Raw genomic sequence first — 12066 nt, 5'->3', positions numbered from 1 at the left:
GCGATATCCAAAGAAAGCGACATCAACAATAAAGAGAAAAAAATTCTTTTGCAACTGAAGGAAGAAGAACGTATTTTACAGCAAGAGCTGGAAGACCAATTATGGGAAGAGGAAAGAGAGAGAAAGTATCAAAAGTGGCTGCGGGAATCAGCAGAACAAAAAGCAGCGGAACAGCAGACCTGCGAAAATGAAGTCTCATAACTCATTTTATTGTCACTTTTGTAACCTTTTTTATTTAAAATTCTAATTATCAAAGCCTACCGGATTTATAAAAAGCTTAATAATAAAATTTAAACAGACTCTCAGAAAAAAAATGTAAATTTGTAAAAGAAAAAAATATTGTATTCATGGATAATTATATAGTCTCAGCACGTAAATACCGCCCGTCGACATTTCGTTCGGTAGTCGGACAACGTTCTCTGACAACTACACTCAAAAACGCTATCGCATCTAATAAGCTGGCTCATGCTTATCTGTTCTGCGGTCCCCGCGGTGTAGGAAAAACAACCTGTGCCCGTATTTTTGCCAAAACCATCAACTGCATGTCCCCGACTGAAGATGGCGAGGCCTGCAACTCATGCGAATCGTGTGTTGCATTCAACGAACAACGGTCTTTTAATATCCATGAACTAGATGCCGCGTCGAATAACTCGGTGGACGACATCCGTGCTTTGATCGATCAGGTACGTATTCCCCCACAAATCGGCAAATACAAGGTATATATTATAGATGAGGTGCATATGCTGTCATCGGCAGCCTTTAATGCCTTCCTTAAAACATTGGAAGAACCTCCTCATCATGCTATATTTATTCTCGCCACAACCGAAAAGCATAAAATACTGCCAACCATATTATCTCGTTGCCAGATTTATGACTTCAGCCGTATCAGCATAGCCGATACGGTGGATCATCTTCAATACGTTGCATCTCAGGAAGGCGTAACCGCCGAGCCTGAAGCACTGAATGTTCTGGCTCAGAAAGCCGACGGAGGTATGCGTGATGCATTGTCTATCTTCGATCAGGTAGTCAGTTTTACAGGAGGTAATGTAACATACAAAGCCGTAATCGAAAATCTGAATGTCCTCGATTATGAGTATTATTTCAAGCTGACCGATACAATCTTGGCAGGCAATGTTTTTGACTCTCTGCTTATATTGAATGATATTCTGAATAAAGGTTTTGACGGGCATAATATTGTTACAGGTATTGCTTCCCACTTTCGGGATCTGCTCGTTTGCAGAGATCCCCGTACAGCCGAATTGTTTGAAGTCGGAGCATCCATCCGTGAACGGTATGTTTCCACATCGCAGCGGTGTACCAATGAATTCCTTTACAAAGCCATAGAGCTGGTCAATGAATGCGACCTCAACTACAGAAACAGCAAGAATAAAAAGCTGTTGATAGAATTGATGCTGATACGCTTGTGCCAGTGTTCGGCTAATCCACAAATTGTGGACGAAAAAAAAAAGCCGTAATTGAACCTATTTTCTCTAAACCTCAAGAGAATCAGACAACGAATCAGGCTGTAAAAACTCATTCTGCTGCACCTGTATCATCCGCAGCTGCGTCAAACACTCAACCGCAGGAAAGAGTCAAACCCGCAGTGAAAAAACCTTCAATATCGGGACTAGGGATTTCCATTTCGGCATTATCCCAGAAAACCGAGACTGTAGAGAAAACGGAGGTAAAGATTCTCGAGGATATGACCGAAACCTTTACTCCTATCCAACTGCTGAATGAATGGAAGGCTTATGCGGAAACTTTAATCGAAGAGCATCATCTAAAGAATACAATGATCAATTGTCTGCCATCGCTGCTTAACAGAGATGCGTTTGAGGTTGTAGTCAATAATCCGGTTCAAGAGCAGCGATTATTAGATAATGCTGTAACGATATTGACTGTATTAAGAAAAAATCTGCGGAATACCCATATCCAAATGAAAGTTCGTATATCTGTAGATAATGAAAAGAAACTTGGCTTTACCTCTCTCGAGAAGTTCAATCTGATGATGGAAGAAAATGAGAGCTTAAAAAAATTGAAGGACGAATTCGGTTTGGAGCTACTGTAGCGGGTTTCAAGTATTTTTTTTGAAAAAAAATTACAATAATATTTGGAGAGAGAAAAAAAAGACATATCTTTGCATCGCATTTGAGAGGAAATGCTACTCTAAAAGAGATCAAAAAAGATCGGGCGTTTAGCTCAGCTGGTTCAGAGCATCTGCCTTACAAGCAGAGGGTCGGCGGTTCGAATCCGTCAACGCCCACGAAATGGCAAAAAGGTCGAAAGACAACAAAAGCCAAGCAAAGACATAGAGTCTGTTAATCAGTAGATTAACAGACTTTTTTCTTTTTCACCAAAGTCAATAAAAGTCAGAGAAAGACAGTAGTTGAGTGAAAAATAAGTGAACAAGACTGTCAGTTAAAGGCAATCTCACAGGAAAGATCATTCCGGATACTCCCCTATCAAAAACCAGGCATCAATAAATTCGATCTCTCAGAAAAAGAGACTATAACTCATACTTCATTTTTTCTAAATACATTGGGAGTAGCCTGCTCACTCTTCTTGAAGAACTTAATAAAATGTGAAGGATCCTCGAATCCTAAACAGAAAGCGATCTCATTGATCGTCCAGTTGGTATGCTTCAGCAAGGCTCTTGCTTCCAAGGCAATCCTCTCTGAGATCAATCGCTTTGTAGTTTTTCCTGTGGCTTCTTTCAGTACCTTATTCAGGTGATTGACATGGATATTTAACTGCTGTGCATAATCACTTGGAGAATGGAGGCGGATACTTTGTATTGTGGATTCTATCGGAAACTGTCTCTCCAGAAGTTCGAGGAATAAAGCTGAGATTCTGTCAGAAGCATAAGATTCTTTATGTTCTACAGGCTGTATTATAGCAGGACGCATCTTCAAAGCGGTGTGAATAAGTTCTATAACCAGATTGCGAAGGACATCGTATTTATACATATAATCGGAAGCAATCTCCGCAAACATTTTATCATAAATTATCCATACCTGACTGAACTCTTCATCATTCAGATCCAATATAGGTATTCCATGAGGCTGAAACAACGGATAGGCTTTAAAATCGCCATATCCTTTGAAAAAGTCTTCAGTAAAAACACAAAATGCACCTGTCTTGTCAAAACTCACAGGTTCCCAGTTATAGGGAACCTGTGGATTTGCAAACAGAAGCATGTTATTTTCTACAACCAGCGTTTTATCGGCATAATGAACTGTATTACTACCGGATATCAGGCTTATCTTATAGTAATCCTTACGACTATATGGGATTGTGTGATCCGGATGTACATAATCATCCAAAGAAAAGACATTGAACTGACCTATCTTCCCGATAATTTCACTCGGTAAGATTCCTAATTTAATGCGATAAAAATCCGCTAATGACAACGCCTTTTCCATTATAATACGAACTTAAATATTCTTTACCTTTTCAAATATTTTGACCTCCGGAAACTTCGATCCGTTGAGCATTCACCCACCGTGCATCATCTGTACATAAAAATGCAACGACTCCACCAATATCCTCCGGTAATCCGACTCTTCCTAATGGAATTGTACCAGCGGTGATTTTATTAACATCCTCGTTATCCCTGACAATGCCTCCTCCAAAATCGGTCGCAATAGCACCAGGAGCAACAGAATTAGAGCGAATACCTCTGACTCCAAGTTCTTTTGCCTGATACCTTGTTAATACCTCAATAGCTCCCTTCATTGAAGCATAAGCGGAATATCCCGGGCGAGAGAAACGAGCCAGTCCTGTTGAGATATTAATGATGCCACCTCCGTCTTCGAGTATGCTCAATGCTTTTTGAGTAAAGAAGTAAACACCCTTGAAATGGATGTTGAAAAGAATGTCGAAATCCTCTTCCGTTGTTTCTGCAAAAGGAGTATTAATTCCGATACCTGCATTATTTACCAGATAGTTTATTTTCTGAGTACCAAATTTGGCTGACAGTTCCTTTTTGAGTAATTCGAAAAAAGAATCGAAGCTTTTTACATCTGCAGTATTGAGTTCAAGAGCAATAGCTTTTTGTCCGATTTGCTCTATCTCTGCTATTGTTTCCAAAGCTCTTTCTTTTTTACTGTTATAGGTAAGGACTACGTCCAATCCTTTGCGGGCTATGTTTATAGCCATATTTTTTCCTAGTCCACGGCTACCGCCTGTTACTAATGCGATTTTTGATTGTTGTGACATAATTCAATAGTTTTAATTACAACACAAAGATATTAGTATATAGCCCATCGATACTGTATGATTCAATCAGCTTATGGTAAAAATCAAATAATTCATTAATCTCTTTTCAATAGATTTTAATTGTATATCAGGATATAAGCATTTAGATATGTTGCTAAAGACAACCAAAGTATATAAGGAACAAACAAGATTCCACTCACTTTTTGCGCCGGATAACATTTGAGAGCATAGTATAAAACAAACAAATCCAACAAAATAATATTGATAAAACCCAAAAGAGGGTTTTGCAGATAGAAGAATGAAATACTCCATGTAAAATTAAGGAACAACTGAACTGCAAATAATGAAATGAAAAAATTCTTATTGCGATCTTTTGAATTCAATATCAATCCAATAGAAATACCCATACATAGGTATATTATACTCCATGCAATTGGAAAAGCTATATTGGGCGGGGTTATTTCCGGTTTATTCAATGTCGGATACCATGTTTGTATAGATTCCGATTGAAAATAACTGGCTGTAAATCCAACTAAAAAACAGATAATTACAGGAAGTAATATGTTTAAAAATTTTCTCATATAGATAAATATTAGTTATTATGATTAGTACCGGCTATCACCGATTGATACCTCAACAGCTCGTTCTATAAACTCGAATACAGAAAAAATGATAGATAATCATTTGCTTTTTATCATATAAAACAATCTCAACCGATTTTAGATTAGGCGTTGACAACTTTTATTAAATGATTATTTCAACAGCTGTTCTCTTTCTTCCCACATATACGATAAAGCCGATTTTAATGCCTGCCCGGATGGTTTTGGATTAAAGCCAAGTTCCCTTCTAGCCTTAGAAATATCAAAATCTTGTACTAGACCGTAAAACATATTAACCTCTTTAGTCGTCATTGCAGGAGCTTTACCGGATATTTTAGCAGCCAAACTTAATAAAGCTCCGAACGCAAACAACACAAATTTAGGTACGGGAAGAGGCTTTTTCAGTCTTAGTTCGGGGAATAATTCGTTTGCCAGTTTGATGGACTCTGTGATAGTCATACATTTTTCGTTCGCCAGAATATACCGCTCTCCCGATTGCCCTTTGGTTGCTGCTAAAATACAACCTTCAGCTACATCATTCACATCTATCCAATTCAAGGTTATTTTGGTTTCAATAGGCAATTTATTATTCAAGATCGCTTTTAATATCTCATTCGAATTACTCAAACGATCTGTAATAACGCCACCTATCATAGCAGAAGGCAATACGGCAACCAATTCTATATTATGTTTCTTAGCCAGTTCAAACGCTAGCTTTTCGCCATCATTTTTGGAGTTATAATACATATCCCTGCGATCAGGATTATAACCTGATCCTTCACTGATAGGAATTCCTTTTGTGTAATCTAATGCGGCAATCGAACTGACATAAACAATCCGTTTAACTCCTGCTTCTGCGGCTGCTTCTATCATAACCTTGCAGCCTTCCATATTCACATCATAGATTTCCTTTTGAGGATTTTTTGCCCATAGTTTAAAAACTGCACCTACAGCATAAAATGTATCTACACCCCGTAAAGCCTGAATCATTGAAGATTTATCGGTTATGTCCGCTTGTACTACTTCACAATCAAGACCCTCAAATGGCTTTCTATTCTTTATATTACGTACAGATGCCCTTACCTGATAACCTTTAGATATTAATAATCGCACTAAGTTGTTACCCAAATGTCCGTTTGCTCCTGTGACTAAAACAAAATTCTTCTGTGTCATCATTTTTATATTTAATAATTATGGCACAAAATTCAGAATAGAAAAATCAATTACACTTGACTTTTGTTAGTTAATCAGACTTCGTCTTATGCGACTGAGACTTTCAGGTTTTATACCAAGAAAGGACGCAATGTATTGTAATGGTACATTTTGAAGAATATCAGGGTGAGAGTTCATCAGTTTAAGATAACGTTGCTCTGCTGTTAAAGTAGCCAAGTCTTTAGAGCGCGCTTCATTATAAGACATAGAATCTAACAATACATACATTCCGTAATCTTTCCAGATAGAGCTTTCTCTCATTAGAGTATCATAATCCTGTTTAGTGATGCGAAGTAACTGACATTCGGTAATTGTTTCAACGTTTACCAACGCTTTTATTTGGTTTGTAAATTCTGAAAATGAAGTAAAAAAGCCATGAGGACAGTTAATATGTATGGTGACCTCATCCCCGTTGTCATTATAATAAAACAGGCGCATAAATCCAGATACGATATAATATAGATGTTGAGGAATTTTCCCTTCTTCTTCCAGAATTCTGTTCTTAGGCATCAAAATAGGTTGAAATAGCTTTTTACACAATTCAATATCCTGTGTTTGTATTTTATACTTAATTGAAATATCTTTTATCAGTTGTTCATGCATGGACTTTCATCATTTCAATAATAAGACTGCAATTGCAATCAGAGCCGGCAAAGCTTGTTTGAAAAATATTGATTTTTGAGCAGTAATCGCTCCATAGATTCCTGCAATAGCGACGCAGAAAAGAAAGAACAATCCTATATTCTGACTCCAATAGGGATTCTCTATCAGCAGTGACCAGATAAGCCCGGCAGCAAGAAACCCATTGTACAACCCTTGATTAGCTGCCAGACCTTTGGTTTTCCCGAATAATTCATCCGGTATGCTTTTGAATGTCGTACGCCCTTTTGTTGTCCATGCAAACATCTCGATCCAAAGGATATAGATATGCTCAAGAGCTACAAGTCCTATTAATATTTTAGATAATATTTCCACCTTTTTCGTATTTAAGAGTATTTGTATACGAAGTAAAGATTTATTTTTCAAACGATTGATTAAAATAGCTTGTTTTATTATGAATTCGTTGAAAGATATGTTTCTGCCAATCCATAGACATAAGAGGCAGGGGAGAGATAGTATTATCCATCTGATCAAAAGAAAAGATTATGGATCATGAATAACATAAAAGCTTTATAAAAACAGCAATAGAGATGAGAGAAAGACTGCCCCCTATACTTTGAAGCAAGAAATTCGAACATATTTTACAAATAGCCCAATAACCTACCCCATACATTAAATTTAAGATCTAGCTCTTTTGACTAAACGATCAGGATAATCAGAAATAATACCATCAACACCCATATCTTTAAGTCGTGTGATATCATCTTCATTATTTACAGTCCAGGGAATCACCTGTATATTATTTGAATGACAGTATCGTATCATATTCTGAGTTACAAGTTCAAATGCAGGGCTTATCACTTCCGGCACAAAACCTAAATCCCTTATCATTTGCTCAACAGACCTTTTATCATCTTCCTCAATTAATAAAGACAACTTTACATCCGGATATTTTTGATGCATTACCTGCAAAGCTCTGTTATCGAATGACTGAATAATTGTCCGCGAGCTAATTCCTGCTTTAGTAATTACAGACATCGCCAGATCTGTAAATTCCTCTACTGACGGATGTTTTATACCATCACCTGCCGGATCGGACTTTATCTCAATATTATAAAGAACTGGGCGTTTAATCGCTTTTGAATGAGTCTCGGTGGCTTGCAGCAGATCTGATAATAAAGGTTTATTAGCTGCTATCTTTTTTTGATCAGGAAAGTCAGGATTGAACTTTAAGCCCACATCATATTTTTTGATACTGTCATAGTTCATTGTATATAACAGCCTACTGTGTGCATCATCAACCGATAAGAATTTACCCTCCGGTGTTGTAGTTATCTTTTCATTAAAATATGGATCGTGAGAAACGACTATCTTTTTATCCTTAGAAACCTGTAAATCCATTTCTAGAGTTGTCACTCCAATATCCATGGCACTTATCATAGCTGCAATCGTATTTTCGGGTTGTCCTCCCCTATTACCTCTGTGTCCATGAGTTTCAAAAACAACTTTTGCTTCTTTATATGCTTCTAGATTTTCTATCCCTGCCATAGGTATTGAGATTTTAAAACCCTGAACATCATTTGCTGAATTACGGTAAAATACAATATCACCACCATATTGAGGCAAGTCAAAAGCATCTTGTTTCGAGTATCTCAGATTACATTCGCCGATAGAGGCCGAAATGTTCAAAACTGTATCGTTTACGATTGAGATAATTGCCGATTCCGTGAGGCTGCCTTCAGGAAAAATATAACGTCCGGCATAATCTTGCAGATTGGTTTTAACTTGAGCTTTGATTCCCGAACACGAGAGAGCTAATACGATAAATAATAATATTTTTTTCATTGTTGTATTGTCTTTTAAAATCCTACTTTAATCTGTACTCCGTACTGACTGGGACTACCACCTACAAATGTGGGCATACCTATTGTATTACCACTGTTTCCGGCATCAATAATATATTTCTTATCAAAAGCATTTTTACCATAAGTACTGACTTCACAATACATTTTATTCATTTTAAATCCTATTCCGGCTGTATAATTAAACAGTCCATAACCTTTCTGGCTTAGCAACTCGGTATTATCATCTTCGAAATATACTTTGGATTTATAAGAATATGCCGGACGAAAGAATATAGTTTTTCCTCCTTTCATCGGTATATTGGCATCGATACCTACAGAAAATGTATGCTTGGGAGTCAGACGAAAACGATTTCCTGCATATTCCTGGGGGTTTCCGTCTTCATCCTTTTCATTGAATTTACCATCAATATACGCATAATTGGCAAATGCACTTAACTGAGGTAAAAAACGGTATTTCAATCCGGTTTCAATTCCGAAGCTATGAGCCTTACCTGCATCATCGGCTTGATATTGGGGAGTAAGACTGCCTTCTATTGTTTTTAATGAAGTTGTCTGAAAATGATTCCAATCATAATAAAACATCGTAAAGTCATAATTAAGTTTCCCCTGCAATACATTACCTTTTATTCCTGTCTCGTAGCTCCATATAATTTCAGGTTGGAGATATGTTGTTTCTGAAGGTAGTATACTAACTACCCCGGGACGTCTTCCGCGTGATACACTCGCATAAATATTATTACGATCAAACATGTAATTCAAAGCCAAACGTCCGACATATGAAAAATAATCTTTCGATGCTGAGATTTTTCCAGCAGAAACAGGATTCAATAAATTAGGAGAACCATTCATCAGTTGGCCAAATATACTGGGTTGTGCCGAAGCTGCTGCTTGGTATGAGCCTTTCTGGTTTTCATAACTCAGCCTGATGCCTCCTGTGAGTCCCAATTTTGGTGTAATTTTATATGTTCCATCGGCAAAAAACTCAGCAGCATTATTTACTCCTGTATTCTTAGAAGACTCTTCGTGGTACTCATTTATCGGATGGTTCGATAATAAATCGATGGTTCCGATAAGCTGTTTCTGAGTTTCGGCAGGCAAAGCTGCAAATATTTGCTCCAACTTAAGAGGCATACCCATCTGAGCACTGAACACCTGCTCCAGTGTAGTTCTGATATTAGGTATATTAGTTACATAATTAGGCTTACCATCCGTTAATGTAGGAATAGATGGAAACAGCATATTTGCAATACCCGCAACCTGCTCTTCCGATAAAAAACCAGTTGCTGCAAACTGTTCTGTCAACATTTTCTTCAATATCGGCGAAATATAAGCAGGATAAAGACTTTGCTCATTGATTCTCATCGGTACTTCCTGAGAATTATTTTCATAAAAATAACTTGCCCCGATAAAACCCGAAAAATTATCTTTATTATCATAGTTGAATCGGAATTCCTGACTCAATTGTGTACCCTTAGCTTTTTCCGAGACCCAAAGAATAGGAGCAGCAGTACCATCGGCATCAAAAGACTCATCGGAATCGAAAGCTCGGAATCCCGATATAGATGAAAACTTCCAATTAGAATTAATCGTGTGATCTATCAACAGACCCGCACCTCCCACATTTCTTTTTATATACAAGTTTCTGCCTTGTTCCAGATCAGCCATTGTATTCGGATCTGTATTCCCGCCCGTTGGAGCATATTGCCCGTTCTTGAAAGATGTTCCGGGATAATTATCGTGCTGATAATCGAGAATAAGGTCTGCAACAGTTTTTTCTCCGCCAAATAAGCGTGTCGAATTTCTGATTGCCCATGTATTTTTTCCATTCAGATCACCTCCTGAAAGATTCTTTATAAAACCATCTCTATTGTTATAATTGAACGAAAAGCGGTTCAATAATTTATCTTTTACTATGGGAGTATTTACAAATCCTGTAACCAGCTTATCCTTATGCGATCCGTATCCAAGAGTAACTTCTGCGCCTAAAGTATTTACAGGTTTATGTCTTACCAGATGTAATGCTCCAATTTCAGCTCCTCGGCCAAAAAGTGTTCCTTGAGGTCCTTTAACAACCTCTATACGTTCGAGATCAAATAATTCAACGGCAGATCCCCTCGACCGGGAAATGGATATACCATCCTGAAACACCGAAACCCGGGGTTGAGAACGTGAATCTCCATCGTCCGATGTTACACCTCTAATAACGTAGCCGGGATTATTGGGACTTTGCAGTTGCATCTGCATCCCCGGAATATATTCCGACAGTTCGTCTAGTTGACGCACATTCAAGGTTGTAAGACTTTCTCCTGATAAAGCGTTTACGGCAGCCGGAACTTCAATATTGCTCTGGCTTCTCTTTTGAGTAGTAACAACAACTTCATTAAGTAATCGGGTATCTTCTTGCAAAGTTACCCGCATATTTTCACCGACTTCCATTTCTTTCGTTATATACCCCAATAAAGAAAATACAAGGATATTCTGATTCTTTGCATTTGATAAACTGAATTGTCCTTGCTGATCACTGTTAGTGCCGATTCGGGAACCTTTTACAACAACACTAACTCCGGCTAAGGCTTCGCCTTTATCGTCTGTTATATTTCCGGATATTCTGTTCTGCTGTGCACTAAGAGTTACATTAAAGCCAACAATTAGCAGTAAGCTAAATAATAAACTGATAAGCTTCATAACAAGTATTTAATTTATTTATATGTCTTTGATATACTTGTCAAAGCAACATAAATACAATTACTGAGGAATCTCTCAACTATTACAATTCTGCTAATATTTTCACATGTATTAAGAGTGTTTTATTATCAGGATGAAATTTCATTAAACAGGTTTGAATCTTTACTTTCATTATTTTGTTGCTCCTTTATATTGTATAGCTTTTTTATATTCTTTTTTATAAATGAAATTCCGTCTTTAGATTTATAATGGACAGTTCGTTCATCTATCTTCAGATATCTGGAAATTTCTTTGATAGACAATTCTTCTTGCCAGATAAGGGTTATTACTTCCCGATCAATCTCTGGTAACATCTCAAGTATACTGTTGATTATATTATTAACCTCTTTGAAATTAAATTCTTCTTCCACATGTGTATAAGGCATAACTGCATCTATTTCGTCTAGGTCTTTACGGGTTTCTCCACCTATCAGTTTAAAATAAGAAGACTTCAAATAGTCAATCATCCTATAAGTATAATGATGCAACAAGAAGTTACGGGCAGAATCCTTATCATCGGTTTTTATTAAAGCTGGCTCCGACCACACTTTAATCCAAAAATTCTGTGTGATCTCATTTGTCAGATTAATATCCCCGGTACGGTTATATGCCCATTTATAGAGCAGTTTCTCATACCTATCATAAAAAGTATTAAAAGCTTGCTCATCTTTTAAAGCGATAGCCTCTAACAATTCTTTATCAGACATAGTCATAATGATTTGGTATATTCCGGAAGTAAATGTATTTCTTATATGTTACGACAGTATTAATAAATTAAAAATTATAAATAAACATTTTTTCAGAAAAACACGCGCCTATAAAACACTGTAAAACAAACAAATAATCCA

Annotated in this window: 10 protein-coding genes, 1 tRNA gene and 1 pseudogene; 3 read left to right on the top strand and 9 right to left on the bottom strand. The window is 37.0% G+C overall.

What is annotated here, in order from left to right:
• From K322_RS0108875 to K322_RS0108860, 3 genes and pseudogenes are all read left to right on the top strand, one after another.
• The coding region (locus tag K322_RS0108875) for a hypothetical protein (RefSeq protein ID WP_026626571.1) at window positions 1–201 on the top strand (201 nt) is incomplete at its 5' end.
• 146 nt (window positions 202–347) lie between these two features.
• Window positions 348–2068: pseudogene (locus K322_RS20250) on the top strand (DNA polymerase III subunit gamma/tau).
• A gap of 120 nt (window positions 2069–2188) precedes the next feature.
• Window positions 2189–2263 (top strand) — tRNA-Val (locus K322_RS0108860).
• 250 nt (window positions 2264–2513) lie between these two features.
• Here the strand turns inward: K322_RS0108860 and K322_RS21285 are convergent.
• The 9 genes from K322_RS21285 to K322_RS20245 form a co-directional block, all read right to left on the bottom strand.
• Entirely contained in the window at window positions 2514–3422 is a 909-nt protein-coding gene (locus tag K322_RS21285) for a helix-turn-helix domain-containing protein (protein WP_026626569.1), read from the bottom strand.
• 31 nt (window positions 3423–3453) lie between these two features.
• The gene (locus K322_RS0108850) at window positions 3454–4218 is read right to left on the bottom strand and encodes an SDR family NAD(P)-dependent oxidoreductase (protein WP_026626568.1); all 765 of its coding nucleotides are present in this window, start codon (window positions 4216–4218) and stop codon (window positions 3454–3456) included.
• Between the two features lie 116 nt (window positions 4219–4334).
• Window positions 4335–4799, bottom strand: coding sequence for a TspO/MBR family protein (locus tag K322_RS0108845; protein WP_026626567.1), 465 nt, complete (start codon window positions 4797–4799; stop codon window positions 4335–4337).
• 171 nt (window positions 4800–4970) lie between these two features.
• Window positions 4971–5993 (bottom strand): NAD-dependent epimerase/dehydratase family protein, encoded by a 1023-nt coding sequence (locus tag K322_RS0108840; RefSeq protein ID WP_221407003.1) that lies wholly within the window; start codon window positions 5991–5993, stop codon window positions 4971–4973.
• Between the two features lie 63 nt (window positions 5994–6056).
• Window positions 6057–6539 carry a Crp/Fnr family transcriptional regulator gene (locus K322_RS0108835; RefSeq protein ID WP_221407002.1) on the bottom strand — a complete coding sequence of 161 codons (483 nt, stop codon included), beginning with the start codon at window positions 6537–6539 and terminating at the stop codon, window positions 6057–6059.
• A gap of 102 nt (window positions 6540–6641) precedes the next feature.
• On the bottom strand, window positions 6642–7004 hold the full coding sequence (locus K322_RS0108830) for a DUF1304 domain-containing protein (protein WP_026626564.1): 363 nt from the start codon (window positions 7002–7004) through the stop codon (window positions 6642–6644).
• Between the two features lie 303 nt (window positions 7005–7307).
• Window positions 7308–8474 (bottom strand): glycerophosphodiester phosphodiesterase family protein, encoded by a 1167-nt coding sequence (locus K322_RS0108825; protein ID WP_051290718.1) that lies wholly within the window; start codon window positions 8472–8474, stop codon window positions 7308–7310.
• Between the two features lie 14 nt (window positions 8475–8488).
• Window positions 8489–11179, bottom strand: a complete 2691-nt coding sequence (locus K322_RS0108820) for a TonB-dependent receptor (RefSeq protein WP_026626562.1) — start codon at window positions 11177–11179, stop codon at window positions 8489–8491.
• A gap of 128 nt (window positions 11180–11307) precedes the next feature.
• Window positions 11308–11925, bottom strand: a complete 618-nt coding sequence (locus tag K322_RS20245; protein WP_051290717.1) for an RNA polymerase sigma factor — start codon at window positions 11923–11925, stop codon at window positions 11308–11310.
• Between the last annotated feature and the right edge of the window lie 141 nt (window positions 11926–12066).

This window comes from Indolivaga capnocytophagoides DSM 22835, from assembly GCF_000426485.1.
Classification (GTDB): domain Bacteria; phylum Bacteroidota; class Bacteroidia; order Bacteroidales; family Dysgonomonadaceae; genus Dysgonomonas_A; species Dysgonomonas_A capnocytophagoides.
Note: the sequence above shows the minus strand (reverse complement) of the source record. Positions and strands in the feature narration are given on the sequence as shown.

Bases quoted from the DNA above. Each gene is read 5' to 3' on its own strand.
- K322_RS21285 (WP_026626569.1), bottom strand. From the start codon at position 3,422: ATGGAAAAGGCGTTGTCATTAGCGGATTTTTATCGCATTAAATTAGGA.
- K322_RS0108840 (WP_221407003.1), bottom strand. From the start codon at position 5,993: ATGATGACACAGAAGAATTTTGTTTTAGTCACAGGAGCAAACGGACAT.
- K322_RS20245 (WP_051290717.1), bottom strand. From the start codon at position 11,925: ATGTCTGATAAAGAATTGTTAGAGGCTATCGCTTTAAAAGATGAGCAA.
- K322_RS0108845 (WP_026626567.1), bottom strand. From the start codon at position 4,799: ATGAGAAAATTTTTAAACATATTACTTCCTGTAATTATCTGTTTTTTA.
- K322_RS0108850 (WP_026626568.1), bottom strand. From the start codon at position 4,218: ATGTCACAACAATCAAAAATCGCATTAGTAACAGGCGGTAGCCGTGGA.
- K322_RS0108820 (WP_026626562.1), bottom strand. From the start codon at position 11,179: ATGAAGCTTATCAGTTTATTATTTAGCTTACTGCTAATTGTTGGCTTT.
- K322_RS0108835 (WP_221407002.1), bottom strand. From the start codon at position 6,539: ATGCCTAAGAACAGAATTCTGGAAGAAGAAGGGAAAATTCCTCAACAT.
- K322_RS0108825 (WP_051290718.1), bottom strand. From the start codon at position 8,474: ATGAAAAAAATATTATTATTTATCGTATTAGCTCTCTCGTGTTCGGGA.